We start from the raw sequence: 25,142 nt of genomic DNA on the forward strand, positions 1-25,142 counted from the left end.
TCAGTGCGTCCCGGTGGAGCCAAAGCCCGCCTGCCCGCGCACGGTCTCGCCCAGCGTCTCGGCCAGCGTGTAACGGGCCTGCACCACGGGCGCGATAACCGCCTGCGCGATCCGCGCGCCATGCTCGATCACGAAAGGCGCATCGCCAAGATTGATCAGCAAGACCCCCAGCGGACCGCGATAATCGGCATCGATCGTGCCGGGCGTATTGGGCAGGCTGATCCCGTGCTTGAGCGCGAGCCCCGAGCGCGGGCGGATCTGCATCTCAAAGCCTTCGGGGATCTCGATGCGCAGCCCGGTCGGAATGATCGCGCGCTGCATCGGCGCCAGCGTCAGACCCGCCGCGCGGTCCTCGGGGCGCAGATTGGCCCGCAGATCGGCCCCCGCCGCGCCAGAGGTCTCATAGCTTGGCAGCGCGATTTCAGGATCGGCCCAGTCCTCGCGCATGGCCCGTATGATCGGTGTGGTCACGTTCGTCTCCTGTGTCATGTGGCGCAGGGGCCGCCATCGCGGGGCCATGCGCGCCGCATCTCGGTCAGTTCGGTGTCGCGTTCAGATGGGCCGCGATCCGCGCGGCCAGACGCCGCGCGACGGCGTCCTTGCTCGCGCGCTCCCAGCTCTCAGCACCTGCAGCGTCGATCACCGTCACCGCATTTTCGGACCCGCCCATGATGCCGGTGCCCGGGCTCACATCATTGGCCACGATCCAGTCACAGCCCTTGCGCAGGCGCTTTTCACTGGCAAAGCGCGCGACATCATGGGTCTCCGCGGCAAAGCCCACGACCAGCCCGGGCCGTCCCGCACCCATCTGCGAGACCTCGGCCAGAATATCGGGGTTCTCGGCAAAGCGCAGCGCGGGCGGTGTGCCGGTTGCGTCCTTCTTCATCTTGCGATCCGCGGCATTCTCGACATGCCAGTCGGCCACGGCTGCTGCAAAGACAGCGGCATCGGCGGGCAGCGCCGCGCGCACCGCGTCGCGCATCTCGCGCGCGGTCTCGACCGGGATCACCCGCACCCCTTCGGGCGGCGGCACGCTGGCCGGACCGGAGACAAAGCTCACCTGCGCGCCCAGATCGCGCAAGGCCGCCGCCAGCGCCGTGCCCTGCGCCCCCGAGGAACGGTTGGCGATGTAGCGCACCGGATCAATCGGCTCATGGGTCGGGCCGGAGGTCACGATCACATGGCGGCCTTTCAGCGGCCCATCGGAGAGCGCAGTGTCAATGGCATGCAGAATATCCACGGGCTCGACCATGCGGCCCGCTCCGAACTCGCCGCAGGCCATGTCGCCATCGGTGGGACCGGCAAACAGGACCCCGTCGGCCTTGAGCGTGGCAATGTTTCGCTGGGTCGCCGCGTGCTCCCACATCCGCACATTCATCGCAGGCGCGATCAGAACGCGCTTGTCGGTCGCAAGGAGTAAGGTGGAGGCCAGATCATTGGCCAGCCCCTGCGCCATCTTGGCCATCAGATCCGCCGTTGCAGGCACGACAACCACCAGATCGGCGGCGCGGCTCAGCTGGATATGCCCGATCTCGGCCTCATGGGTCAGATCGAACAGATCGCCATGCACGACCTCGCCCGCCAGCGAAGAGATCGTCAAGGGCGTCACGAATTGCGCGCCCGCCTGTGTCAGCACGGGAGTGACAGCCGCCCCCGCCCCGCGCAGCGACCGGATCAGCTCGGGCGTCTTAAAGGCCGCAATACCGCCGCCGATGATCAGAAGGATGCGTTTGCCCGCGAGCATCTGGCTCTCCTCATTGGATTGGACTCAAGACCTAAGCGGCGGCGCTGGCGCGCGCAAGGATCAAAGGATTACTTGAACGCAGCACAGGGATCGGGGCGCGGCGTGGGGGGCGTCACGATCCAGATATCATAGGGCGGAGGGTTCGAGGGGGACGCGCCCGCCGCACGCTCGATCTGACCCAGCGCGACGATCCGGGCCGTCGGGTCAAGCTGGCGCAAAATGGCTGGCACGCCAAGATCGGTGCGCGCGTGCCCGCTCCCGGCGATCAGCGCGACCGGCCCGCCGGTTTCCTCATAGGCCTGCTGAACGCTGCGCGCGAAGGCGGCATCGCGAAACCGCTGGGCTGCAACCATGCCGGGCAGCATCTCAGGCGGCAACGCGTTGCAGTGATCCACCTGCGCCTGATCCTCAAGCTGGCGTTGCAGAGCGTCTGGATAGGCACGATCAAGACCGTAGCGCGCCGCCTGTGGACCGAACACGTCCGGCAAAGGCGTGGTCATGGCCGCACGAACCTGCGCGCGGGGCTGGGTCGCGCCAAAGATGCGCGCCTCCCCGATCGCGTCGAACACCGGCGCATAAAGCGCGATATCGGGCCATCCGGCCTCTTCCCAACCGACCGCACGGCCCAAAGCGGCGGGGTCTTGCAACAAATCTGGCGTGATGCGCGCGGCCTGTTCGGGGCTCAGCATCTCGAACACAACCGCCTTTGGCGCAATCGCCCGTAGCGCGCGGGCCTGATTGCGGTGGTGGGTCGGGTTGTCATGCACCTCCCCCAGCACGAAAATATCGCCCGACAGGCTGTCGAGCGATACAGGTTTGATCTCACCGGACAGATCACTGGCAAGCAGCGGCGTGCCAAGTGCCATTCCAAATGTCAGCGCATAGAGCGCGGCAATCGCTTGCTTCATGCGAAGAAGCTTTGCACCTCGCCCTGATGGGTTTCAAGCGACTTGCGCATCTTGTCGAAAGCCTGAGCCTCAAGCTGGCGGATCCGCTCTTTCGACAAGCCCAGCTCTTCGCCAAGGCTCTCCAAAGTGCGCGGATCTTCGATCAGTCGACGCTCCCGGACGATGTAGCGCTCCCGGTCGGTCAATCGATCCATCGCCTCGACGAGCCACGTCTTCATCGTCAGCCCATCATGGCTTTCAGCGACGCTTTCCTCGGGGTTGGCGCCGTCATCTTCCAGCGTGTCGACCCATTCACGCCCGTCCTCATCGCTCGATTGCGTTGCGTTGAGCGAGAAATCAGAGCCCGAGAGACGGCCTTCCATCATTTCGACATCGTGGATCGGCACCCCGATCACCTCGGCCACTTTCAGGCGCAGCTGCAGCGCATCAAGGTGGATGCCCTCTTGCTGAGCCTCCCGCGCCAACTGGGCCTGAACCCGGCGCATATTGAAAAACAGCGCCTTTTGCGAGGAGGTCGACCCGGTGCGCACCATCGACCAGTTGCGCATCACGAATTCCTGGATCGAAGCTTTGATCCACCAAACCGCGTAGGTCGAGAAGCGCACGCCGCGTTCCGGATCGAACTTATCGGCAGCTTTCATCAACCCGAGCGAGGCTTCTTGGATCAGATCGTTCATCGGCGCGCCGTAACGGCGGAACTTCGAGGCCATCGAGATTGCAAGGCGCATATAGGCCGTCACAAGGCGGTGCAGGGCTTGTTCGTCCCGGTGATCGCGCCACGCCCGAGCCAGTGCCGCCTCGGTATCAGCGTCCAGGAATTCCGCTTTCATCGCAGTGCGGGGAAGCGTCTCATCGGTCATACCATCGAGTGCCATTTACTCATCTCCCGGATCTTTTGCCGTTGCGGCGCCAAGTAGCTCCAGCCTCTCGCAACAGCGTCAACGAGACGTGGTTGCTTCGCTGTGCTAATGTTCGTGCCACGAAAAGGTTCCTCACGGAAACGTTGATTTCTGCCAGCCCGGTTGTGCATTGCGGCAACTTGACGCAAGAAAATTCGTCAAAATTTGATCCAAATCAAAGCATTAACGCCGTTCCATCACAAAATCTCGATCGCGAAAAATACTAAGCGTGCTCACGGGTTCTTGACTGGTTCCGCGTGGGTTGAAACATAGATTGCGCCCATTTATCACGCATCTGTGCATTTCGGCCCAAGGCTTCGTGCGCGCGTGCAGCATTGGGCCTCGCGGCAGCGCGGCATGGATAGCCGTGAGTCGTGAAATGCCGACTTTAACCTTTTGTAAACCAACCTTGCTCTAGCCTTGCCCGGGTTGAGCGAAGGACAGAAAAATGGTCGCCAAGACCTATACGGTCGCGTTTGAGGGCGTGGAGGCCCGTTCGGTCGAAGTCCAATGTGCGCTGTCTGAGGGACTGCCCGGATTTGCCATCGTGGGGCTTCCCGACAAGGCGGTCTCCGAGGCCCGCGAGCGTGTGCGCGCCGCACTTGGTGCGCTGGCAATCGCGATGCCGCTTCAGAAGATCACGGTCAATCTCTCGCCCGCGAACATGCCCAAGGAGGGCTCCCATTTCGATCTCGCGATTGCGCTCTCGCTGCTCGCAGCGCTGGGGATCATCCCCCCTGAGCGTGCACAGGCAATCGTGGCGATTGGCGAGTTGTCTCTCGACGGGCGGCTGGTCGCGGTCACAGGCGCGCTGCCCGCAGCCCTCGCCGCCGCCGAGGCGGAGCGCGATCTTCTCTGCCCCGCCGCCTGCGGTGCCGAGGCTGCTTGGGTCGGCGCGACAGATGTCTTTGCCCCCGCGACCCTGTCCGACGCCGTCGCCCATCTGAGTGCGCGCACCCCGCTCGAGCCCGCGCGCCCGGGTCTGCAAAAGCCACCGCAAAACCCGCGCGACATGCGCGATGTCAAAGGACAGGAGCGAGCCAAGCGCGCGCTTGAAATCGCCGCGGCCGGGCGCCACCACATGATGATGATCGGTGCGCCGGGCTCGGGCAAATCGATGCTGGCGGCGCGCCTGCCCTCGATCCTGCCGCCGCTGAACGCCAGCGAGGCGCTCGAAACCTCGATGATCCATTCGCTTTCGGGCTTGCTCGGAGAGGGCGGTATTTCGCGGAGCCGCCCGTTCCGAGAGCCTCATCACACTGCCTCGATGGCGGCGATGATCGGCGGGGGGCGCGGTGCGCAGCCCGGAGAGGTGAGCCTTGCCCATAACGGGGTGCTCTTCATGGATGAGTTCCCGGAGTTCCCCCGCACCGTTCTTGAAACCCTGCGCCAACCCATCGAGAGCGGTGAGGTCGTGGTTGCGCGCGCCAATGCCCATACGCGCTACCCTTGCCGGTTCCTGCTGATCGCTGCCGCCAACCCGTGTAAATGCGGCTATCTGGGCGATCCGGCGCGGGCCTGCGCCCGGGTTCCGGCCTGTGGTGAGGACTATCTGGGCAAGATTTCTGGCCCGCTGATGGACCGCTTCGATCTGCGCATCGAAGTGCCGCCGGTGAGCTATACCGATCTCGATCTGCCTGCGAATGGCGACAGCTCGGCGACGATTGCGCAACGTGTGGCACAGGCGCGCAGTGTTCAGTCCGCGCGCTTCAGCGCACATGGATCGGTGCGCGTGAATGCCGAGGCCGAAGGGGGCCTGCTTGAAGAGATCGCAACCCCCGACGCGCAGGGCCGCGCCTTGCTGTCACAGATGGCGGAACGGTTCGGGCTATCGGCACGCGCCTATCACCGGGTGCTGCGCGTCGCCCGCACGATCGCGGATCTCGACGGCGATGAGGCCGTGCGCCACCCGCATGTGGCCGAGGCGCTGAGCTATCGGATCACGGCGCTCACATCTTGAGCATGCGCCGCGCGGCCTGGGCCGCATCCTCCAACGCCTCGCGCGCCTCTGGCAAGCGCCCGTCGAAGAATTGCCAGACATGCGGCGTATCGGGCCAGCTTTGCACCAACACATCGCAGCCAAAGCTGCGCAGCCGCTCAGCCATGCTTAGGGAATCGTCGCTCAGCAGCTCTGCCATCGAATGCTGGATCAGCACGGGCGGCGGCGCCTCGAAATTGGCGAAAAGCGGCGAGACGCTTGGGTCATCCGAGGCCAGCTCGCCGCGCGCATCTTCACTGCATTTGCGTATGCGAGCGGGCGTCAGGATCACGTCTGTCGCGACATTCTCGCGATAGGACTCGCCCGATCCGCTCAGATCCGTCCAAGGCGAGAAGGCGATGACCCCGGCCGGCGGCGTGCCCGCCGCACAGAGCCGTGCCAGCAGCAAAAACGCCAGCCCACCGCCCGCACTGTCGCCCGCGAGTATGATCCGATCCGGCGCATATCCTTTTGCGACGAGATCATCCCACGCCGCTTGCGCATCATCGACGGCAGCCGGCAGCGGATGTTCCGGCGCAAGCCTGTAATCGGGTACAATCACCTCCAGCCCGGACAGGCGCGACAGCCGCCCAGCCAGACCACGATACATAAAGGGCGAGCCGCTCACATACCCGCCGCCGTGCAAATACAAGACCACCGCATCATGCGCCACCTGCCCCACCCGCAAGGACAATGCAGGCATTCCTCCGCAACGCCGATGTAGCAGACACAGCCCGCGCGGCGGCACAATCGCCCAGCTCGTGCCGCGCGCCATCTCGCGGCGGACGCGCAGCGGGTCAGTGGTCGCGGCAACCCTGCGCTTGGCACCGGCCCGCAGGATCAGGTTCAATATGCGTAACTGTAGGGACACATCAGCTCCGTTTCGCCTCGATCGCCTCCCAGATATGGGCTGCAACGTTAACCCCGTCAAAGCGTTCAAGTTCCTGAATGCCCGTGGGCGAGGTCACGTTGATCTCGGTGAGCCAGTCCCCGATCACGTCGATGCCGACGAAAATCTGCCCGTGCTCGCGCAAAACCGGACCGATCGCGGCGCAGATTTCAAGGTCACGTTCGGTCATGGCAACTTTCTCCGGACGCCCGCCCACATGCATGTTTGACCGGGTCTCCCCCTCGGCCGGAACCCGGTTGATCGCGCCAACCGGTTCGCCATCCACCAGAATGATCCGCTTGTCGCCCTTGGATACCGCGGGCAGGAATTTTTGGGCGATCAGGGGTTCGTTATTGATGCCGGTAAACAGCTCGTGAAGCGAAGAAAGGTTGCGGTCATTCGGGTCCAGCCGGAACACGCCAGCCCCCCCATTGCCGTAAAGCGGCTTGAGGATGATATCGCCATGCGCCGCCTTGAAGTCGCGAATGGTCCGCAGATCTCGTGCAATCAAGGTCGGCGGCGTCAATTCCGGGAAGGACAGAACGAGCAGCTTTTCCGGGAAGTTGCGGACCCAGAACGGATCATTGACCACCAGCGTGCCCGGCTGAAGACGCTCTAGCAGATGCGTAGAAGTGATATAGCCCATATCAAAGGGGGGATCCTGACGCAGCCACACCACGTCCCAATCGGCAAGATCAACCTCGACCTCATCGCCCAACGTGAAATGATTGCCGCGCTCACGGCGCAGCGTCAACGGCCAGCCGCGTGCCAAAATACGCCCTTCACGATATGACAACCTGTCTGGCGTGTAGTAAAATAGCTCATGGCCGCGGGCCTGCGCCTCCTCCGCGATCCGAAAGGTGCTATCGGCATCAATATCGACCGCGCCGATCGGATCCATCTGAATTGCGACTTTCAAAGACATTCACGCCCCCTATTGCATCACGCTATTGATGCTATGTGGCGCGCGCGGATGCAATCGCAACTCACATCCCGAAATAGGCGTTCTCAAGGATGCGGATCTGACCTTGCGCATCGACAAGCGCCAGATCGAAGCGAACCTTCCTGTTGCAGTTCGCAGGGGCAGGAAAGCGCGCCAGATATTCTTGTGCTGATACGCAAATACGCTGCATCTGACGCGGTGAGAGCCGGTCCGCTGCGCGCGCATGGGAGCGGGATTTCTTGACCTCGACAAAAATCACCGTATCGCCATCCCGCGCGATCAGGTCGATCTCTCCGCCAAAGCGGCCGCGCCAGCGATGGGCCGAAATCTGCCCTCCGGCATCTTCGTAACGCCGAGCCACCTGTTCCTCAGCGGCCAGACCGGAATAATAGGACAGTGCTCCACTCATCGGCTCTTCTCCAATGCCAGGGCCGCCTGATAGACGTCCCGCCGCGGCAAACCGAGGGCATTCGACACCTCTGATACCGCATCTTTCAGGCTTTGCTGCGCCAAAGCCTGCCGCAACATCGCCTCCAGTTCCTCCGGACCCGCAGCCGGTCCCTGAGCCCGATCGACGAGTAACACGATCTCACCTTTGACCGAGGCTCCTTCGAGCCCATCTGCAAGCGAGCCCAATGTCCCGCGCCGTGTCTCTTCGAATTTCTTTGTCAGCTCCCGGCACAGCGCCGCCTCTCGGCTCTCGCCTAATATTTTCACACAATCCCTTAACATTCCCTGAATGCGTTTGGGGCTTTCGTAGAAGATCAGCGTCGCGGGGATGTCGCGCAGGCCTGCAAGCCATTTCTGGCGTGCCATGCTGGCATTGGGAGCAAAGCCCGCAAACAAAAAGCGATCGCTGGGCAATCCCGAGACCGTGAGCGCAGCCAGCACAGCCGACGGCCCCGGCGCGGAGAAGACAGGCAGATCTTCGGCGAGTGCCGCGCGGCCAAGCTGGAAGCCCGGATCGGCTACAAGTGGTGTTCCGGCCTCGGAGGCATAGGCCACCGATTTTCCCTCTTGGAGCGCCGCCATGACGCGCGGGCGCATCTGGGCGCCGTTGTGATCGTGATAGGCCAGCACGCGGCGCCCCTCGAGCGGCACGCCGTGAATCTCCATCAGGTGACGCAAGCTGCGCGTGTCCTCGGCCACCAAAAGATCAGCCGAGCGCAGAATATCGAGCGCTCGCAAGGTGATATCCCGGGCCGCGCCGATCGGGGTTGCGATGAAATGCAGTCCCGGCGCGAGGGGAACAAGCCGTCCGGGCGCATCTGCCGTCGGTCCTTTCGGGGGCCGGTCACCTGTTTCGAACTCTTGTGCCATTCGGTGCTCCTTGAAGCGTGAGGATCGTTTACTTCGCGCGACGATCCGCTTAGGCTCCGGCCCGAACAAATCTTGCGTATAGAGCCTAAGGACCCATCATGAGTGACCTGATCCGTATCATCCGCAGGCGCGCGGCACAATTTGTCGCTCTGTTCAGCGTGCTCTGGCTTGCAGCCTGTGTCGCAACCGGGCCGATGGGGCCCAATAGTGGCCAAAGAATCGATTCCTCCAAGCCCGTTCAGGTCGCGCTTCTGGTCCCGGCGGGATCGGGAAAATCGGGAGATGAAACCTTGGCGCGCGCGTTGCGCAACGCAGCCCAGATGGCCGTGAGCGATCTGCAGGGCGCAAAAATCGATCTGCGCGTCTACAATACCGGCGGCCAGCCAGCGCAGGCGGCCGCGATGGCCAAGAAAGCGGTCGACGAAGGCGCCAAGATCATTCTGGGTCCGGTCTATGCCCAATCCGCCAATGCCGCAGCCGTCGCCGTGGCGCCGCGCAACATCAACGTGCTGGCCTTTTCGAACAACACCGATATCGCGGGGGGCAACCTCTTCGTGCTCGGGCCGACCTTCCCCAACACGGCCAATCGCCTTGTGAAATTTGCCGCAAGCCGGGGCAAGCAGCGCATGCTGGTCGTACATGAGGATACCGCCGCAGGTCAGGTCGGATCCGCCGCGATCCAAAGCGCAATCGCACGCAGCGGCGCCACTCTGGCCGGGGTGAGCTCCTATCCGTTCTCGCAGCAAGGCGTCACCTCTGCCGCCCCGCAGATCGCAAGCCGCATCAAAGCGGGCGATGTCGATGCGGTCTTCCTGACCGCGGATACCGCAGGCGCGTTGCCGCTGCTGACGCAATTGCTGTCCGAAAACGGCGTCGGTCCGCAAAGCGCGCAATATATCGGATTGACCCGCTGGGACATCCCGCCCGCCACACTGTCCCTGCCCGGCGTTCAGGGCGGCTGGTTTGCCGAGCCGGATCCTAATCTTCAAGCCCAGTTCGTGCAGCGCTATCAGGCCGCCTATGGCGAGGCTCCGCATCCGATCGCAGGGCTTGCCTATGACGGGATTGCAGCTATTGGGGCGCTCATCAAATCGGGCAATCCGAACGCTCTGACCCGTCAGGGGATCACCCAGCCCTCGGGGTTTGTCGGTGTGAACGGCGTGTTCCGCCTGTTGCCCGATGGCACCAACGAGCGCGGGCTTGCCATCGCGCAGGTCCAGAACGGTCAGGCGATGGTCATCGATCCCGCTCCGCGCAGCTTCGGTGGCGCCGGGTTCTGATCCCGGCCCACGGGCCCGCCTTATGCGCCTTTCCTTCCTCCCAGCGGACGCAATTTCATCGTGAGCCATGCGACCCCTTCCAAATCCGAGATCGGACCCGGCCCGTTGCTTCTGGCCGAGACCGGGCTGCATGAGATGCTCGACGCGGCCCTCGAGGGGCTCGACGATCCGCGCCGGGTGCGAGCGGCTACGGTCGCCTTTCTCTCGGCCGAACGTGCAGCGGCCAATGCCGCGATCGAGGCCGATCTTGCGACCCATCCGCGCGGCGCGCGCTCAACGGTAGAGGCCTATGCGCGGGCCACAGATGGCATCGTGCAAGCGGTGCTGCATGTGGCGACAGGCCTTTTGCACAAAGCGGGCACACGCACCGAATCCGAGCGCTTCGCAGTGCTTGCGGTGGGCGGCTATGGCCGGGCGGAGATGGCGCCCCATTCCGATGTCGATCTGCTGTTTCTGACGCCCTACAAGATCACGCCCTGGGCCGAGAGCGTGATCGAATCCATGCTCTACATGCTGTGGGATCTGAAGCTGAAGGTCGGGCATGCCTCGCGCACGCTTGATGACTGCATTCGGCTTGGCCGCGAGGACATCACGATCCGCACGGCACTTCTGGAGCATCGTTGCGTGGGCGGCGAGGTCGAACTGGCCGAGGCTCTCGCGCTGCGGCTGCGCCATGATCTGTTCGAGGGCACCGAGGGCGAATTCATCGAAGCCAAGCTCGAGGAACGCGCGCAGCGCCACCGCCGCCAAGGCGGCCAGCGCTACGTGCTTGAGCCGAATGTAAAAGAGGGCAAGGGCGGGCTGCGCGACCTGCAGACGCTCTATTGGATCGGCAAATATATCCACCATGTCGGGCGCGCCCGTGAACTGATGGAAATCGGCGCCTTCTCGAAGGAAGAATACGCGACCTTCTACGAGGCCGAGAATTATCTCTGGGCGGTGCGCTGCCATCTGCACCTGATCTCGGGACGGGCCTCGGATCAGCTGACCTTCGACATGCAGGTCGAGGTCGCCAGCCGCATGGGCTATCGCGATCTGGCCGGGCGCCGCGCGGTCGAGGTCTTCATGCAGGACTACTTCCGCCACGCCACGGCTGTGGGCGATGTGACACGGATCTTCTTGACCAAGCTTGAGGCGCAGCACGTCAAGACCGCGCCGATGCTGCTGCGGATCTTCCGGCGGCGGCGCAAGCTCAAAGCCCCCTATCGCGAGCAGAATGGCCGGCTAGACGTGAGCGATCCGGCAGGCTTTCTCGCCGATCCGGTCAATCTGCTGCGGATCTTCGAAGAGGCGTTGCGCATCGGCATGCTGCTGCACCCCGACGCGATGCGGCTGGTCTCGGCCAATCTTGGGCTGATCGACGACAAGGTGCGCACCGACCGTGAGGCGCAGCGGATCTTCCTCGACCTGCTGCTCAAGCATGGCAACCCCGAGCGCGTGCTGCGCCGGATGAACGAGCTGGGGGTGCTGGCCGCCTTCATCCCGGAATTTGAATCCATCGTCGCGATGATGCAGTTCAACATGTATCACAGCTACACCGTGGACGAGCACACGATCCAGACGATCTCCACGCTGGCGCAGATCGAACGCGGCGAGCTGATCGAAGACCTCCCACTCAGCTCGCATATCCTCGAAGAGGGCGTGAACCGCAAAGTGCTTTATGTGGCGCTTCTGGTGCATGATATCGGCAAGGGCCGCCCCGAGGATCACTCCATTCTGGGCGCGCGGCTGTCGCGCAAGATCGCGCCGCGCCTTGGGCTCAATGCCGAAGAGGCCGAGACCGTCGAATGGCTGGTGCGCCATCACCTGCTGATGTCGGATGTGGCGCAGAAACGCGACCTGTCCGACCCACGCACGATCCGCGATTTCGCACGCCGGGTGAAGTCGCGCAAGCGGCTGGATCTGCTGACGGTGCTGACGGTCTGCGACATTCGCGGGGTTGGCCCCAATGTGTGGAACAACTGGAAAGCGACGCTGCTGCGCAAGCTGCATTCCGAGACCGGGCGGGCGCTCGAACATGGGCTGGAGGCGATCAACCGCGATCAGCGCAGCTCGGAGGCCAAAAAGGCGCTGCGTGTTGCGCTCGATGCGGCAGAGGGCTGGGACAGCAAAGAGATCCGCGCCGAGACCGCGCGCCATTACGATCCCTACTGGCAATCACTCACCACTGCCAACCATCAGATCTTCGCCAAAATGCTGCGCGGTCTTGGTGACGATGAGATCCGCATCGATCTGCATCCCGATGACGATCACGACGCCACCCGCGCGAGCTTCGCGCTCGCCGATCATCCGGGCATCTTTTCGCGGCTCGCGGGCGCGCTGGCACTGGTGGGTGCCAATGTGGTCGACGCGCGCACCTATACCTCCAAGGATGGCTATGCCACGGCGGTGTTCTGGATTCAGGATGCCGAGGGGCACCCTTACGAGGCCAGCAAACTTTCGCGCCTGCGCGGGATGATCGAAAAAACGCTCAAAGGCGAGGTGGTCGCCCGCGACGCGCTCAAGGATCGCGACAAGATCAAGAAGCGCGAACGCGAGTTCAAATTCCCGACCCATATCATCTTCGACAATGATGGCTCGGATATCTACACCATCATCGAAGTCGATACCCGCGACCGCCCCGGCCTGCTCTATGATCTGACGCGGGCCTTGACGGCGAACAGTATTTCCATCTCAAGTGCGGTGATCGCGACTTACGGCGCGCAGGTGGTCGACAGTTTCTACGTCAAGGACATGTTCGGCCTGAAGCTGCATTCCGAAAGCCGCCAAAAAGCGTTGGAAAAACGGCTGCGCGAGGCGATTGCCTCGGGGGCGAAACGAGCGGGCAACTGACATGAAACCGATCCGATTGGTGCGCGGCTTCCTCACGGTGGGCGGCTGGACGATGGCGAGCCGTATCCTCGGATTCGCACGCGACATGATGATCGCGGCCTATCTGGGCGCAGGCCCGGTGGCCGAGGCCTTCCTGATCGCCTTCTCGCTGCCCAACCTGTTTCGCCGGTTTTTCGCCGAGGGCGCGTTCAATACCGCCTTCATCCCGATCTTCTCGAAAAAGCTCGAGGGCGGCGAGAATGCCCAAGGCTTTGCGCGCGAGGCGATGGGCGGGCTTGCCTCGATCCTGATCGTGCTGACCGTGATTGCCAATCTCGCGATGCCCTGGCTGGTGCTGGCGATGGCCTCGGGCTTTGCCGCCGATGAGCGCCTCGCCCTTGCCACGCAATATGGCCGCATCGCCTTTCCCTATATCCTGTTCATCTCGCTGGGCGCACTGCTCTCGGGCGTGCTCAACGCGGCGGGCCATTTCGCCGCCGCCGCCGCAGCCCCCGTGCTGCTCAACGTGACCTTCGTGCTCTCGCTGGTGCTGGCCGATCACTACGGCTGGCCGATCGGCATCGCCCTTGCCTGGGCCGTCCCGATTGCGGGCGTGGCACAGCTTGCGCTGGTCTGGGTTGCCGCATGGCGCGCAGGCTTCAAGATTGTGCCAGCCCGCCCGCGCCTGAGCCCTGACATGAAGCGTCTGATCCGCATCGCGATCCCCGCGATGCTTGCAGGCGGTGTGGTGCAGATCAACCTGCTGGTGGGCCGTCAGGTCGCCTCGCAATTCGACGGCGCCATTGCGTGGCTCAACTATGCCGACCGGCTGTATCAGCTCCCGCTGGGCGTCGTCGGCATCGCCATCGGCGTGGTGCTGCTGCCCGACCTGTCGCGCCGCTTGCGGGCGGGCGATTCCGAGGGCGGTCGCTATTCCTTCTCACGTGCGGGCGAGTTTGCACTGCTGCTTACCATTGGCCCCGCGATCGCGCTTCTGGTGGCCGCCCTGCCGATCACTTCGGTGCTTTTCGAGCGCGGACGCTTCACCCATGCGGATGCGGTGGCCACAGCCTGGGCGGTGGCGATCTACGGGATGGGACTTCCGGCCTTCGTGCTGCAAAAAGTCCTGCAACCGCTCTATTTCTCGCGCGAAAACACCCGCACACCGTTCAACTACGCCGTCGTGGCGCTGGTCGTGAATGCGGTGATCGCAGTCGGCCTCGCCCCGTTCGTGGGCTTCCTATCAGCCGCCATCGGCACCACGCTGGCCGGTTGGGCGATGGTCGCGCAGCTCTGGTTCGGCGCGCGCACCATGGGCGAGTCCGCCCGGTTCGACGCCCGCTTCATGCGCCGCGTTCCCCGCATCGTCATCTCGGGTCTGGTGATGGGGGCTGCGGTTTGGGCGGTCTGCTATGGCGTGCCACAAGCCTTCACCACACCGGGCCTGCGCGGGCTGTCCATGCTCGGGTTGGTGATCGGCGGCATGGCCGTCTATTTTGGCACAGCAATTGCCATAGGCGCGGTGCATCTCAGCGATTTCCGCGCCGCGATGCGCCGGGGCAAAGGCGGGATGTAAGCCCCCTTCATCTTGGCCAAAATACCTCGGGGGTGAATTCGGCGCAGCCGAAAAGGGGGCAGCGCCCCCTGCCCGACCGCTGATTACCGACCTCGGACGAGGGCGACGCAGCGTCGCCTAACTTGTTCCCGGTCTGTCGATACTCTCTTGCGCGGGAGGAAGCGTGATATGGGCTTGATCTTCAGCCCTGCAAGCGGCATCTTCATCTCATGTGCGGCAAAGGCGATGAAGTCGCGACCGAGCTTGGCGCGCAGGTGGTTCTGGCCCCGGCATCGAGCCCCACCACCCGGTCTTCGACCTGATCGCGCGCGGTCAGCAAAAGGACCGGCACTGCCGCCCGCCCCGACCGCCTTTCGCGCAGCAGATCGAGCCCGGAACCATCGGGAAGCATCAGATCCAGCACGAGGGCGGCGTAGTCGTTCGCGGCCAGCGCCGCGCCCGCATCCTAAAGACAGGCCACCACATCGGCTGTGAAGCCGGCCCAAGGGCCATCAGCCAGCATGATCGCACGACCCTCCCGCCAAGCTGTGCGTCGTCATGAAAGACTGGCCGATCTTCGGCGCCCCTTCGGTCTATGCCGCGCAACTGGTGCCGGGTGCGCAGAAGCTGGGCGGATACAAGACCGCTCTCGCGGCGCTGATGGCGACGGCGGACCGGCTTAGCTATGCGCAGATCGACAACGCACTCGCCGCAGTGGGCATCGATCTGAAAGAAGCCGAGACGCGCTACAAATCCGACCGCAAGAAGATCGACGCCTTGCTCATTCGCAACGCCCAGCAAGCCACCGCGAACGGGCTGCAAGGCACGCCCGCCTATATCATCGGGCGCGGCATCCATCCGGGCGCGGTCGATGCCAAGACCCGGCGGAGTGCGATCCGGGCGGCCCACGCGAGTTGCCGAGATCCGGATCTGCATGCCCGCGCTGATCGTGACGAAACGACATTTCATATACACGGGGTGATCGCGCCCTGAGCCGAGAAGCACACAAAACGCAGCGCCAGACAGCGTCTCATCCAGTCAGCCGCCCGAGCTTTTCCGGTCCGGCGATATTGTAGCTCAAGAGGCTGTCATCGGCGCACCGAAATCAACCGTCTATGATCTGGTCGGTGTGCTTCTATCAGATGGGATGCTTGAGGAAGCAGATGAGACCGGAACGGTAATTCTGGGCCGCCGTCTCTATTTCCTTGGGCGCGCCTATCGCGACCATTTCGATCTGACGCGCAAGGCAGAAGGCACGCTGCGTGAGAGCACCGAAAAGACCAAGGAGACCTCGCAATCTTGCATGCTCGACGGCAACAAATATACCGCTCGCTGCAACGCGAGGGCAGTCGCCCATTCCGCATCAGCGCCGATATCGGGGCGCGCACGCCAATTCCTTGGACTGCCTCGGGCAGGCTCCTGCTGGGCAGCCTCAGCGATCAGGAAATCTTCGATCTGGTTCCCCCCGAAAACTTTGCGATGCCCGATGGACATCGGCTCGATACGGAAACATATCTCACCCAGATACGCCGTGCCCATTTGGAGCGTGTGTTCTCTTTTGACAGTATCGTGGACACCTTCACCCATTGCTTCGCTGCCCCCGTTTACGACCGCAAAGGAACCTGCATCGCACCCGTCTGTATCGTCGCGCTTAAAGCCGATGCGGTTGAGAATTATGACAATTACAGAACGACACTGATCGAGGCGGGATTGAAATTGTCACAATTTTTGCCCTGAGATCGCAGGCCCGAACCAACGACCTCACCTTAGAGGCCCAGCGGAGCGTAGCCGAGCCCGCCGGCTCAGCGTCGCCGCAGCCGCTCGAGCGCGCGTCTCATGCCGCCCGGCGCCACAAAGAAGCTCAGACCGAAGCCTGCAACGAAGCCCACGACATCGGCGAGCCAGTCGGGCCGCGCGCCAAACAGCGCCGCGAAGATCAGCTGGATGCCCATCAACGCCCCGATCAACGAAAACGCCCGCAAGCGGTTCGCATTCTCCATCGCAAGCCGCGTCCACAAGATCCACGTGAACGCACCGATCAGCCCGTAATCGCCGGGATAGCCTCCGTAGAGACCGGCCTGCGTGAAGGGCAGCGCGGCATAGACAAACGCCCCGATCACGCTTGAGCCGAGAAAGACGACCGCAACGGCGAGGTTCGAAAACAGCTCGCCCACCATCTTGCCGAGCGCCAGCAGGAACACGAGCACGAAGATCGCCTGCGTCACAGAGCCATGGACGAAGGGGTAGGTCACGAGACGCATGAGCTGCTGGGGCGGATATTGGCCCGTCTCCACCATCGCGCGCATCACCTGCGGCGAGAAGGCAAATGTCTGCAAGGCATCCAGCCGCCATCCGGCAGCCGCCCCACCTCCGATCAGCCCGGTCGAGCCCAAGGCGAAGAACAGCTCGGTTGCGATGATCGGCAGGGCGAGAAGCCAGACCACGGGGGGGAGCGGATTGATCGGATGTTCGTCGTAACCGGGATGCATGAAAGGCTCCTTGATGCGCGGGTTTGGTTGACGCCCCGCGCGCAATAGCGATAAGCGAGCACAAGGCGGAATTCCACCCCCGTGCGGGCCTCCAACCCCCGCACCGTCTCAGGAGCAGACAGATGAGCGATACAGACACCCCGATCAACGCCAATTTCAAACCGCGCGTCTTTTCGGGCATTCAGCCCTCCGGTGGGCTGACCCTTGGCAATTACCTGGGCGCACTCAAGCGCTTTGCGATGAAGCAGGATGAGGGGATCGAGACGATCTATTGCCTCGTCGATCTGCATGCCGTCACCGTGTGGCAAGATCCCGAAGCCTTGCGCCGCCAGACCCGCGAGGCGGCGGCGGCCTTCATCGCCTCGGGCGTCGACCCGCAGCGCTCGATCCTGTTCAACCAGTCTCAGGTTGGCGCGCATGCCGAGCTGGCCTGGCTTTTGAACTGCGTCGCGCGTCTGGGCTGGATGAACCGGATGACCCAGTTCAAGGACAAGGCGGGCAAAAACGCCGAGAAAGCGAGCCTCGGGCTTTACGCCTACCCGGCTCTGATGGCCGCCGATATTTTGCTGTATCACGCCACGATGGTGCCGGTGGGCGAGGATCAAAAACAGCATGTCGAACTCACCCGCGACATTGCGGCGAAGTTCAATCATGACTTCGGGGTCGAGTTCTTCCCCGCGCCCGAGCCGCTGATCGAAGGCACCGCCACCCGCGTCATGTCCTTGCGCGATGGCACCAAGAAGATGTCAAAATCCGACCCCTCCGATGCCAGCCGGATCAACCTGACCGACGATGCCGACACGATCGCCAAGAAGATCCGCAAGGCCACCACCGACCCGGCGGAACTGCCCTCCGAGATCGACGGGCTCAAGGATCGCCCCGAGGCGCGCAACCTTGTGAACATCTATGCCGCCTTGGCCGATATGACGCCCGCGCAGGTGCTGGGGGAGTATGGCGGCAAGGGCTTTGGCACGTTCAAACCCGCGCTGGCGGAATTGGCCGTGGAAAAGCTGGCCCCGATCAGCACCGAGATGGGGCGGCTGATGGCGGACCCCGCCGAGATCGACGCTGTGTTGGGCCAAGGTGCCAACAAGGCCGATGCGATTGCCCGGCCCATCGTCGAGCGGACCTACGAAATCATGGGCATGGTGCGCTCGCGCTGATCCACGCAGACCGCGTCAAACCCGGCGAGGCCCTCCCTCGCCGGGCGTTTTGCAGGCGGCCCCCTCGCGTGATCGGTGAATTGTCGCCCTGCCCGTTCGCGGCTAGGATTCGATCATGCTGCGCTGGGTTCTCACCATTTCCTGTCTGCTCTGTGCCGCGCCGGTTTGGGCGCAAGGCACCGCGCGCGGCTTTGTCGGCCCGCCCGCACCTGCGCTGCGCTGCACGGTGGATGGCAGGCGCTGCATCGGTGTGGCGCATTATATCCCCGACACCTGCGCGCTGATTGCGCATGCCGCAGACGAGGCCGGTCTCGATCCGGGCTATTTCGCGCGGCTGCTCTGGCGCGAGAGCCGCTATGACCCGGCGGCTCTGAGCCCGGCAGGCGCGCAGGGCATCGCGCAGTTCATGCCCGGCACGGCCAAGCTGCGCGGGCTGGCCGATCCCTATAACCCGGCGCAGGCCATCGAGGCCTCGGCCCGCTATCTGGCCGAGATGCGCGCGCGTTTCGGCAATCTCGGGCTGGCGGCGGTCGGCTATAATGGCGGCGAGGATCGGGCGCGCAATTTCATCGCAGGGAGAGGTGGGCTTGCGGGCGAGACAATCGCCTATGTCCGCGCGATCACCGGCCATTCGGCGGAAGACTGGCGCGATAATGCCCCCGAGGCTGTCGATTATCGGCTCGATGGTGACACGCCGTTTCTGCGCGCCTGCACCCAGCAGGCCGAGAGCCAAAAGCTGCGCGAGTTCCGCGACCCGGTACCGCCTTGGGGCGTGATCGTGGCCGCCGGGCGCAGCGCGCGGATCGCGCAAAACTTCGGACGCGCGGCGGCGCGGCGCAACAGCGCGCTGATCGATGCGAGCAAGCTGCGCTTTGTGCGCGCCACGATCCCCGGTTTCGGGCGGCGCGCGCAATATACGGCACAGCTCCCCGCCGAGAGCCGCGAGGCGGCGCTCAAACTATGTAACGCGCTGCGTTCGCAGGGCGGGTTTTGCAAGATGATCGGGAACTGAGGCGCTTAGCCGGGCTGCAACCGCGCGCCAAAGACCGCCGCCGCACGCAGCGCTTTCGCCTCGGCCCGGTGGTAGAGCCGCCCCATCATCGCGCCGCGCGTGGCGTTGAGCACCATCAGCGCCCCCCACAGCCCGTGATTGCCGAAGATCGGCACAAAGATCATCAGGCTGAGCACATAGACCAGCACCGAGCCGATCATCGCATTGCGCATCTCGCGCGACAGCGTCGCCCCGATGAAGATCCCGTCCAGCATCCAGGCCGGCCCGCCGATGACCGGGGCGAGCACGATCCAGAACAGGAACGCGCGCGCCTCGATACGCACATTGGGCGCGGTCGTCATGATATCGACAATGGCAGGACCTGCGATCCAGAAGACCAGCCCGATCGCCACCGCCATCGCGATGCCAAGCTGCGAGGAGACAATCGCGGCGCGGCGCAACCGCAGCACGGAACGCGCGCCCAGCGCCTGACCGACAAGGCTTTCGGCGGAGAACGCAAAGCCGTCGAGCGCAAAGGCCGTGATCTGCAGGAACTGAAGCAGCACCTGATTGGCCGCGAGCGTGACATCGCCCTGCCGTGCCCCGAGAAACAGGAAGGTCGTGAAGCTCGCCTGCAACAGGACCGAGCGGATCATGATATCGGTGTTCACCCGGGCCATCTCGGTCAGTTTGAGCCGGTCAAAGATCGCGCGCGCCCGCCAAAGTCCGTTGGCAAAGGCGGAGCGCGTCAGCCAAAGCGCGATAGCCACGCCGCCAATTTCCGAGATCAGCGTTGCGGCCGCCACCCCTTGCACGCCATAGCCCAGCCCAAGCACGAACCACAGATCGAGGCCCACATTGAGCGCATTCATCGCGACTTGCAGCACCAGCACGCCGCGCGTGCGCTCCAGCGCAATCAGCCAGCCGGTGAAGGCATAAAGCGAGATCGTGAGCGGTGCGCCCCAGATCCGGATTTGCAGGTAATCGCGCGCAAGGCTCTCGACCTGATCGGAGGCAGGCGCGAGCTTGAAGGCCGCCCAGAACAGCGGCACTTGCAGCGCAATCAGCGCAAGCCCCGCCGTCACCGCGATCAACAGCGCACGCATCAGCCCGGCCGAGACCTCGCCCCTGTCGCCCGTGCCATGCGCCTGACTGACCAGACCGGTCGTGCCCATCCGCAGAAAGCCAAAGATCCAGTAGATCGAGGTGAGCACGACCGCGCCGATCCCCACCGCACCAATCGGCGCGGGCAGGCCCAACTGTCCCACAACGCCGGTATCGACCGCGCCGAGGATCGGGATCGTCGCATTGGAGAGAACGATGGGCAGCGCGATCTTGAACACGCGCGCATGCGTGATGTCACTCATCGGAATCCCGCGGCGGCATCAGAAAATGGCCCGTCGCCTGTGCAAAGAGCCTTGTGCGATTGTCCTGCCACGCCTCGACGTGAACGCTGGCATAGCGCCGCCCGGAGCGATTGACGCGGGCGCGCGCATAGGCATCGCGCGGCAGCCCCGAGCGCAGGTAATCCACGCTGAAATCAATGGTCTTGGGCAGGCGCGGCAGCCGCATCGGATCGAGCGCCTGCGCGTCGATCCGCCCGGCCTCGATATCTTCCCACAGATAGGCCCAGCTCAGCTCGATGATCGCTGTGACCTCCATGAACGCCGCTGTCACGCCGCCATGTAGCGCGGGCAGCACCGGATTGCCGATCAGCTGATCGGCAAAGGGCAGGATGCCGGTCAGCTCGTCACCGCGCCGATCAAAGGTGATCCCCAGAAAGCGGGCATAGGGCAGCCCCTCTACCAGCGCGCTGAGCGCACTGTCGCGGCGTTGCTTGACCTGCTGGACGGGCTCGGGCTTGGGGCGGCTCATGTGCGGCCCCCCCGGCGCTCAACCGTGAAGGCTCCGGTGGCGGTGGCGACCGGCAGCCCCTCTTGCTCGTCATGGGCCGTGGCGCGCACGAAGGCCACTGAGCGGGTGACGTGATAGCATTCGGCGCGCGCGGTTATCCGCTGCCCCGGCGTCGCGGGCCGCATGTAATCAATGCGCAGGTCGAGCGTCGCGGTAGAGGCTGCGGCGTCGGGGTGGCTCATCACGGCGGCGCCCGAGCAGGTATCCATCAACGCCGAGACCGCGCCGCCATGGATCACCCCCGTGCGCGGATCGCCCACCAGTTTCGTGTCATAAGGCATCGAGAGCACCGCCTGCCCCGGCGAGATCTCGTCCAGCACCATCCCGAGCGCGTGGGCATGTGGGATTGCCTCAATGAACTGCCTGGCCTGTTTGAGAATGCTCTGGTCTGGGCTGGTCATGAAATCGGTCCCTCAGGTGAGAATGGCCCGACTATTCCCGCTCTGCGCAGGCGGTGCAAGTGGGCTCAGCCCAGCCCGGACCCGGTCACGAAATAACGCGCGATGCCGTAGATATAAAAGCCAGTGAAAAGGATATTCACATATTTGAGCTGCCGCTCGGTATGCAGCCAGGCGAAATAGATCCAGATCACGCAAAATGGCAGGCTGAGAAACAGGTTGAGCGGATACCAGTTCTGCACAATCGCGATCGTCGAGGCCACGCCAAGCGCAAGCGCGATCCATTTCAACTCTTGCTCATAGGCCGCAATACCACCGGCACGACGCATCTGCGCGAAACGCATCTGGGCTCCTTTTCCGTCTGGGGTCATGTGGGAGATTGACCAAGAAGGTCAACAACTTCGATGTCGCACGGTTGAGAAGATTTGTCCAGACGCGCGCCGATTGAGCCGCGTTGAGGGGAGTACGAAAGCTCTAGCGGCGCGCGGCGAAAAACGTCTTGAGAAGCCCCTCCGCCTCGCGCGCGCCGATCCCGTCATAGACCTCGGGCACGTGGTGGCATTGCGGATGCGCAAACACCCGAGGCCCCTGCGCCACACCGCCCGATTTCGGATCCGCCGCCCCGTAATAGAGCCGCGCGATCCGGGTCTGGCTGATGGCTGCGGCACACATCGGGCATGGCTCGAGCGTGACATAGAGATCATACCCCGGCAGCCGCTCGGAGCCCGCAGCCCGGCAGGCCGCGCGCAGGGCCAGGATCTCGGCATGGGCGGTGGGATCACTTTGCGCACGGGTGCGATTGCCCTCGACGGCCACGACCCGCCCCTCGGGCGAGACGACCACCGCGCCCACCGGCACTTCGCCGCGCGTGCCCGCCGCGCGGGCCGCCTCCAGCGCCTGTTGCATGAAAGACCGAAACTCCATGCGCCTTCATCGCCTGCCCGCGCGGCGCGATCAAGCCACTTCCCAAACCGGCGCGATGGGTGTAGATGCGGCGCCTTGGCACCCGAGTGAGTCCGGCGCCCCCTCCCATAGAAGGATTTTCGTCATGAATGACACCCCCGCCCCCAAACCGTCCAGTTCCGAGCGTATCGCCAAGGTGATCGCGCGCTCCGGCGTGGCCTCGCGCCGCGACGCCGAGAAGATGATCATCGCGGGCCGCGTTGCGGTCAACGGCAAGGATATCGACAGCCCCGCGCTCGATGTCGCCCCCAAAGACAAGATCACCATCGACGGCAAGCCGATTGACGCACCGCAGGAAACCCGGCTGTGGCTCTATTACAAGCCGCTGGGACTGGTGACGACCGAGAAGGACGATCAGGGCCGCCGCACGATCTTTGACGAGATGCCCGAGGGCATGCCGCGCGTTCTCAATGTCGGCCGTCTCGATCTCAATTCCGAAGGCCTGTTGCTGCTGACCAATGATGGCGGGTTGAAACGCCGCCTTGAGCTGCCCGAGACCGGCTGGCTGCGCAAATACCGCGTGCGCGTGAACGGGCGCCCGACCGAGGCAACTTTCGACCCGCTGCGCCGAGGCATGACCATTGATGGCGAGGACTTCCAGCCGATGGAAATCTCGCTCGACCGTCAGCAAGGCGCGAATGCGTGGCTCACCGTGGGCATCCGCGAAGGCAAGAACCGCGAGATCCGCCGCGCGATGGCCGAGGTCGGGCTGGTTGTGAACCGCCTGATCCGCCTGAGCTACGGGCCGTTCCGCCTGATGGATATGAAGACCGGCGATGTCGTCGAGGTGCGCCGCCGGATGCTGCGCGATCAGTTGGGCGAGCGTCTGCTGACCGGCATCGCTCCTGAGAATGAGGAAGACGAGCGCCCGCATCGGGACCGCCCGCGCGGCGACCGCCCGCGTGGTCCGCGCCCCACTGGCGAGCGCCCCGGCTTCAACCGGGATCGGGCCGATCGGGGCCGCGATGACAAACCGCGCTCGGGTGGGGTCAAGCCGCGGGGCGATGCGCCGCGTGGGGACAAACCGCGCTTCAACAAAGACCGCGACGACCGCCCCTATGGCGATAAGCCCCGCTTCAACCGGGATCGTGATGACCGGGGCCGCGATGACAAACCGCGCTCGGGTGGGTTCAAACCGCGGGGCGATGCGCCGCGTGGGGACAAACCGCGCTTCAACAAGGACCGCGACGACCGCCCCTATGGCGATAAGCCCCGCTTCAACCGGGATCGGGACGATCGGGGCCGCGATGACAAGCCGCGCTCGGGCGGGTTCAAACCGCGTGGCGATGCTCCGCGTAGCGACAAACCCCGCTTCAACAAGGATCGCGACGACCGCCCCTATGGCGACAAGCCCCGCTTCAACCGGGATCGTGATGACCGGGGCCGCGATGACAAACCGCGCTCGGGTGGGTTCAAACCGCGGGGCGATGCGCCGCGTGGGGACAAACCGCGCTTCAACAAGGACCGCGACGTTCGGGCGGGTTCAAGCCGCGTGGCGATGCACCGCGCGGCGACAAACCGCGCTTCAACAAGGATCGTGACGACCGTCCGCGCAGCGACAAGCCGCGCTCGGCCGGGTTCAAATCGCAAGGCGGCAAGCCGGGCGGTCCGGGGCGCTCCGAGGGGTTCAAGTCGCATCAAAACGGCGGTGCGCGCGGTCCCAAACCCGCAGGTCGCCCTGCAGGCAAACCCGGCCCGCGCATGGGCGGAAAGCCTCCGCGCGGCGGCTCGCGCGGCTAAGGCCCGCGCGCCTCTCTTCCGGGGGCAGGCCTGAGGCTTGCCCCTTCGGCGGGTTTACGCGAATTTCATATCCCGCCTCTGGCACAAACCCGCCGGGATACTTATAAATATCGGGAGGCGCGGGAGATCATCGCGCACCCCAAAAGGCTGTGCATGTCACGAAACGCTCAAAAACGGATCGCCTTCTGGCTGATGATCGCGCTGACACTTTCGGTCGCGCTGACAGGGGGCGTGTGATGGCGCAACGATTTGGTGGCAAATATTCCCCCAATGGCACGCCCGAGCACGGGCCGATCCCGGCCCATCGGCGCCCCGAGGCCCGTCACCCCGAAGAAAGCCGCCCGCTCTGGATCACGCTGGCCGCTGTGCCCTTCCTGCTGGGCGCTTTCGGGCATGGGCCTTTCGCCTTGGTGCGCGCGCTGGCGGCCTTTGCGCTGATCGCGGGCGCCTGCTGGACCCTGCGCGAAGGCCTGCGCGCCGAGTTCGCCTATGTGGCACGCAGCGCCGCGCGCAAACCCGCCTTTCCGCGCAAGATCCTTGGCTCTGTGGTGTTTGGTCTGGGCCTTGCGGTAGGCGCTCAGGCCCCGCAGTTGGGCCTTGTCGGGGCAGGTGTGATCGGTGTCGTGGGCGCGGTGATCTCGCTGGTGGCCTTCGGGCTTGATCCGCTCAAGGATAAGGGCATGGAGGGGGTCGATACGTTCCAGCGCGACCGCGTCGAGCGCGTGGTCAAAGAGGGCGAGGCCTATCTCGCCGCGATGCGCGCGGCCATCACGCCGACCGGAGAACGCCAGTTGATCGAGCGGGTCGCCCGGTTTGAGACCACCGCGCGCGATCTCTTCCGCGTGGTCGAGGAAGATCCCGGTGATCTGGCCACCGCGCGGCGCTATATGACCGTCTATTTAGAGGGCGCGCGCGATGCGACGGTGAAATTCGCCGATCTGTGGCGCAACACCCGCGATGCAGAGGCGCGCCGCGATTACGAGGCGCTGCTGAGCGATCTGGAAGCCAATTTCACTGCCCGGACCAAGCAAATGCTCGAAGACGGGCGCGAGGGGCTCGATATCGAAATCGAGGTTCTGCGCGACCGGCTCTCGCGAGAAGGGCTTGCGCCCGCGCCCCGGCAGGGGTGAAACTCACGCATTGACGTCGGGCCAACG

General features: G+C 64.3%; 24 protein-coding genes and 1 pseudogene. 10 read left to right on the top strand and 15 right to left on the bottom strand.

Features of this window, described 5'->3' with window-relative positions; translation table 11 throughout:
* From dut to DL1_RS07785, 4 genes are all read right to left on the bottom strand, one after another.
* Complete coding sequence (gene dut, locus DL1_RS07770; protein ID WP_081856283.1) at positions 1–447, bottom strand: dUTP diphosphatase; 447 nt, start codon at positions 445–447, stop codon at positions 1–3.
* A gap of 88 nt (positions 448–535) precedes the next feature.
* The gene (gene coaBC / locus DL1_RS07775; RefSeq protein WP_038064578.1) at positions 536–1,744 is read right to left on the bottom strand and encodes a bifunctional phosphopantothenoylcysteine decarboxylase/phosphopantothenate--cysteine ligase CoaBC; all 1,209 of its coding nucleotides are present in this window, start codon (positions 1,742–1,744) and stop codon (positions 536–538) included.
* 68 nt (positions 1,745–1,812) lie between these two features.
* Complete coding sequence (locus tag DL1_RS07780) at positions 1,813–2,652, bottom strand: ChaN family lipoprotein (protein ID WP_038064581.1); 840 nt, start codon at positions 2,650–2,652, stop codon at positions 1,813–1,815.
* On the bottom strand, positions 2,649–3,527 hold the full coding sequence (locus tag DL1_RS07785) for an RNA polymerase factor sigma-32 (protein WP_074854724.1): 879 nt from the start codon (positions 3,525–3,527) through the stop codon (positions 2,649–2,651). Before DL1_RS07785 ends, DL1_RS07780 begins: the two co-directional genes overlap by 4 nt.
* A 472-nt stretch (positions 3,528–3,999) precedes the next feature.
* Here DL1_RS07785 and DL1_RS07790 point away from each other — a divergent pair, with 472 nt between their 5' ends.
* The gene (locus DL1_RS07790; protein ID WP_038064584.1) at positions 4,000–5,511 is read left to right on the top strand and encodes a YifB family Mg chelatase-like AAA ATPase; all 1,512 of its coding nucleotides are present in this window, start codon (positions 4,000–4,002) and stop codon (positions 5,509–5,511) included.
* Here DL1_RS07790 and DL1_RS07795 read toward each other — a convergent pair.
* The 4 genes from DL1_RS07795 to rsmI form a co-directional block, all read right to left on the bottom strand.
* Positions 5,501–6,400: an alpha/beta hydrolase gene (locus tag DL1_RS07795; protein WP_038064586.1), complete on the bottom strand. Its 900-nt coding sequence runs from the start codon at positions 6,398–6,400 to the stop codon at positions 5,501–5,503. The genes DL1_RS07790 and DL1_RS07795 overlap by 11 nt on opposite strands.
* A gap of 1 nt (position 6,401) precedes the next feature.
* Entirely contained in the window at positions 6,402–7,343 is a 942-nt protein-coding gene (gshB, locus tag DL1_RS07800; protein ID WP_074854727.1) for a glutathione synthase, read from the bottom strand.
* 61 nt (positions 7,344–7,404) lie between these two features.
* The gene (locus DL1_RS07805; protein ID WP_038064588.1) at positions 7,405–7,770 is read right to left on the bottom strand and encodes a YraN family protein; all 366 of its coding nucleotides are present in this window, start codon (positions 7,768–7,770) and stop codon (positions 7,405–7,407) included.
* Positions 7,767–8,681: a 16S rRNA (cytidine(1402)-2'-O)-methyltransferase gene (rsmI, locus tag DL1_RS07810; protein WP_081856284.1), complete on the bottom strand. Its 915-nt coding sequence runs from the start codon at positions 8,679–8,681 to the stop codon at positions 7,767–7,769. The genes DL1_RS07805 and rsmI overlap by 4 nt, the downstream gene beginning before the upstream one ends.
* Before the next feature lie 98 nt (positions 8,682–8,779).
* On the opposite strand from rsmI, the gene DL1_RS07815 reads away from it, so the two are divergent.
* The 3 genes from DL1_RS07815 to murJ all read left to right on the top strand — a co-directional run bounded on the left by DL1_RS07815 (position 8,780) and on the right by murJ (position 14,348).
* A complete protein-coding gene (locus DL1_RS07815; RefSeq protein ID WP_038064590.1) occupies positions 8,780–9,961 on the top strand; it encodes a penicillin-binding protein activator in 1,182 nt (393 codons plus the stop codon).
* Between the two features lie 135 nt (positions 9,962–10,096).
* Entirely contained in the window at positions 10,097–12,793 is a 2,697-nt protein-coding gene (locus DL1_RS07820; protein WP_038064850.1) for a [protein-PII] uridylyltransferase, read from the top strand.
* Between the two features lies 1 nt (position 12,794).
* Positions 12,795–14,348 carry a murein biosynthesis integral membrane protein MurJ gene (gene murJ / locus DL1_RS07825; protein ID WP_038064592.1) on the top strand — a complete coding sequence of 518 codons (1,554 nt, stop codon included), beginning with the start codon at positions 12,795–12,797 and terminating at the stop codon, positions 14,346–14,348.
* Positions 14,349–14,610: 262 nt separating this feature from the next.
* Here the strand turns inward: murJ and DL1_RS22235 are convergent.
* Positions 14,611–14,793 (bottom strand): annotated as a pseudogene (locus DL1_RS22235) (response regulator); the annotation flags it as partial.
* 92 nt (positions 14,794–14,885) lie between these two features.
* Here DL1_RS22235 and DL1_RS07835 point away from each other — a divergent pair.
* Positions 14,886–15,320, top strand: coding sequence for a DsbA family protein (locus DL1_RS07835; RefSeq protein ID WP_051693420.1), 435 nt, complete (start codon positions 14,886–14,888; stop codon positions 15,318–15,320).
* A gap of 306 nt (positions 15,321–15,626) precedes the next feature.
* Positions 15,627–16,064 carry an IclR family transcriptional regulator gene (locus tag DL1_RS07840; RefSeq protein WP_051693421.1) on the top strand — a complete coding sequence of 146 codons (438 nt, stop codon included), beginning with the start codon at positions 15,627–15,629 and terminating at the stop codon, positions 16,062–16,064.
* Between the two features lie 65 nt (positions 16,065–16,129).
* On the opposite strand, the gene DL1_RS07845 is transcribed toward DL1_RS07840, so the two are convergent.
* Positions 16,130–16,816 (bottom strand): rhomboid family intramembrane serine protease, encoded by a 687-nt coding sequence (locus DL1_RS07845; protein ID WP_038064594.1) that lies wholly within the window; start codon positions 16,814–16,816, stop codon positions 16,130–16,132.
* A gap of 122 nt (positions 16,817–16,938) precedes the next feature.
* Here DL1_RS07845 and trpS point away from each other — a divergent pair, with 122 nt between their 5' ends.
* Together trpS and DL1_RS07855 are read left to right on the top strand one after the other, a co-directional pair.
* Positions 16,939–17,979, top strand: coding sequence for a tryptophan--tRNA ligase (gene trpS, locus DL1_RS07850; protein ID WP_038064595.1), 1,041 nt, complete (start codon positions 16,939–16,941; stop codon positions 17,977–17,979).
* Between the two features lie 115 nt (positions 17,980–18,094).
* Complete coding sequence (locus tag DL1_RS07855) at positions 18,095–18,991, top strand: lytic transglycosylase domain-containing protein (protein WP_038064597.1); 897 nt, start codon at positions 18,095–18,097, stop codon at positions 18,989–18,991.
* A 5-nt stretch (positions 18,992–18,996) separates the two neighbouring features.
* Here the strand turns inward: DL1_RS07855 and DL1_RS07860 are convergent, their stop codons facing one another.
* The 5 genes from DL1_RS07860 to DL1_RS07880 all read right to left on the bottom strand — a co-directional run bounded on the left by DL1_RS07860 (position 18,997) and on the right by DL1_RS07880 (position 22,206).
* Positions 18,997–20,337: an MATE family efflux transporter gene (locus DL1_RS07860; RefSeq protein ID WP_038064600.1), complete on the bottom strand. Its 1,341-nt coding sequence runs from the start codon at positions 20,335–20,337 to the stop codon at positions 18,997–18,999.
* Positions 20,330–20,845 carry a PaaI family thioesterase gene (locus DL1_RS07865; RefSeq protein WP_038064602.1) on the bottom strand — a complete coding sequence of 172 codons (516 nt, stop codon included), beginning with the start codon at positions 20,843–20,845 and terminating at the stop codon, positions 20,330–20,332. Before DL1_RS07865 ends, DL1_RS07860 begins: the two co-directional genes overlap by 8 nt.
* The gene (locus tag DL1_RS07870; protein ID WP_038064605.1) at positions 20,842–21,285 is read right to left on the bottom strand and encodes a PaaI family thioesterase; all 444 of its coding nucleotides are present in this window, start codon (positions 21,283–21,285) and stop codon (positions 20,842–20,844) included. The genes DL1_RS07865 and DL1_RS07870 overlap by 4 nt, the downstream gene beginning before the upstream one ends.
* Positions 21,286–21,350: 65 nt before the next feature.
* Positions 21,351–21,626, bottom strand: coding sequence for a hypothetical protein (locus DL1_RS07875; protein WP_038064608.1), 276 nt, complete (start codon positions 21,624–21,626; stop codon positions 21,351–21,353).
* 130 nt (positions 21,627–21,756) lie between these two features.
* Positions 21,757–22,206 carry a nucleoside deaminase gene (locus tag DL1_RS07880; RefSeq protein ID WP_038064611.1) on the bottom strand — a complete coding sequence of 150 codons (450 nt, stop codon included), beginning with the start codon at positions 22,204–22,206 and terminating at the stop codon, positions 21,757–21,759.
* A gap of 124 nt (positions 22,207–22,330) precedes the next feature.
* Here DL1_RS07880 and DL1_RS20825 point away from each other — a divergent pair, with 124 nt between their 5' ends.
* Positions 22,331–24,019, top strand: coding sequence for a pseudouridine synthase (locus DL1_RS20825; protein ID WP_156022722.1), 1,689 nt, complete (start codon positions 22,331–22,333; stop codon positions 24,017–24,019).
* Positions 24,020–24,221: 202 nt separating this feature from the next.
* Positions 24,222–25,115 carry a 5-bromo-4-chloroindolyl phosphate hydrolysis family protein gene (locus DL1_RS07890; protein ID WP_038064613.1) on the top strand — a complete coding sequence of 298 codons (894 nt, stop codon included), beginning with the start codon at positions 24,222–24,224 and terminating at the stop codon, positions 25,113–25,115.
* The last annotated feature ends 27 nt before the right edge of the window (positions 25,116–25,142 follow it).

The sequence above is a fragment of the Thioclava dalianensis genome (assembly GCF_000715505.1).
GTDB classification, from domain to species: domain Bacteria; phylum Pseudomonadota; class Alphaproteobacteria; order Rhodobacterales; family Rhodobacteraceae; genus Thioclava; species Thioclava dalianensis.

Coding starts and splice junctions, on each gene's coding strand:
- DL1_RS07880 (WP_038064611.1), bottom strand. CDS start 22,206: ATGGAGTTTCGGTCTTTCATGCAACAGGCGCTGGAGGCGGCCCGCGCG.
- DL1_RS07870 (WP_038064605.1), bottom strand. CDS start 21,285: ATGACCAGCCCAGACCAGAGCATTCTCAAACAGGCCAGGCAGTTCATT.
- DL1_RS07805 (WP_038064588.1), bottom strand. CDS start 7,770: ATGAGTGGAGCACTGTCCTATTATTCCGGTCTGGCCGCTGAGGAACAG.
- DL1_RS07780 (WP_038064581.1), bottom strand. CDS start 2,652: ATGAAGCAAGCGATTGCCGCGCTCTATGCGCTGACATTTGGAATGGCA.
- DL1_RS07890 (WP_038064613.1), top strand. CDS start 24,222: ATGGCGCAACGATTTGGTGGCAAATATTCCCCCAATGGCACGCCCGAG.
- DL1_RS07835 (WP_051693420.1), top strand. CDS start 14,886: ATGAAAGACTGGCCGATCTTCGGCGCCCCTTCGGTCTATGCCGCGCAA.
- dut (WP_081856283.1), bottom strand. CDS start 447: ATGCGCGAGGACTGGGCCGATCCTGAAATCGCGCTGCCAAGCTATGAG.
- DL1_RS07860 (WP_038064600.1), bottom strand. CDS start 20,337: ATGAGTGACATCACGCATGCGCGCGTGTTCAAGATCGCGCTGCCCATC.
- murJ (WP_038064592.1), top strand. CDS start 12,795: ATGAAACCGATCCGATTGGTGCGCGGCTTCCTCACGGTGGGCGGCTGG.
- coaBC (WP_038064578.1), bottom strand. CDS start 1,744: ATGCTCGCGGGCAAACGCATCCTTCTGATCATCGGCGGCGGTATTGCG.
- DL1_RS07815 (WP_038064590.1), top strand. CDS start 8,780: ATGAGTGACCTGATCCGTATCATCCGCAGGCGCGCGGCACAATTTGTC.
- DL1_RS07875 (WP_038064608.1), bottom strand. CDS start 21,626: ATGCGTTTCGCGCAGATGCGTCGTGCCGGTGGTATTGCGGCCTATGAG.
- rsmI (WP_081856284.1), bottom strand. CDS start 8,681: ATGGCACAAGAGTTCGAAACAGGTGACCGGCCCCCGAAAGGACCGACG.
- gshB (WP_074854727.1), bottom strand. CDS start 7,343: ATGTCTTTGAAAGTCGCAATTCAGATGGATCCGATCGGCGCGGTCGAT.
- trpS (WP_038064595.1), top strand. CDS start 16,939: ATGAGCGATACAGACACCCCGATCAACGCCAATTTCAAACCGCGCGTC.
- DL1_RS07865 (WP_038064602.1), bottom strand. CDS start 20,845: ATGAGCCGCCCCAAGCCCGAGCCCGTCCAGCAGGTCAAGCAACGCCGC.
- DL1_RS20825 (WP_156022722.1), top strand. CDS start 22,331: ATGAATGACACCCCCGCCCCCAAACCGTCCAGTTCCGAGCGTATCGCC.
- DL1_RS07845 (WP_038064594.1), bottom strand. CDS start 16,816: ATGCATCCCGGTTACGACGAACATCCGATCAATCCGCTCCCCCCCGTG.
- DL1_RS07785 (WP_074854724.1), bottom strand. CDS start 3,527: ATGGCACTCGATGGTATGACCGATGAGACGCTTCCCCGCACTGCGATG.
- DL1_RS07790 (WP_038064584.1), top strand. CDS start 4,000: ATGGTCGCCAAGACCTATACGGTCGCGTTTGAGGGCGTGGAGGCCCGT.
- DL1_RS07820 (WP_038064850.1), top strand. CDS start 10,097: ATGCTCGACGCGGCCCTCGAGGGGCTCGACGATCCGCGCCGGGTGCGA.
- DL1_RS07855 (WP_038064597.1), top strand. CDS start 18,095: ATGCTGCGCTGGGTTCTCACCATTTCCTGTCTGCTCTGTGCCGCGCCG.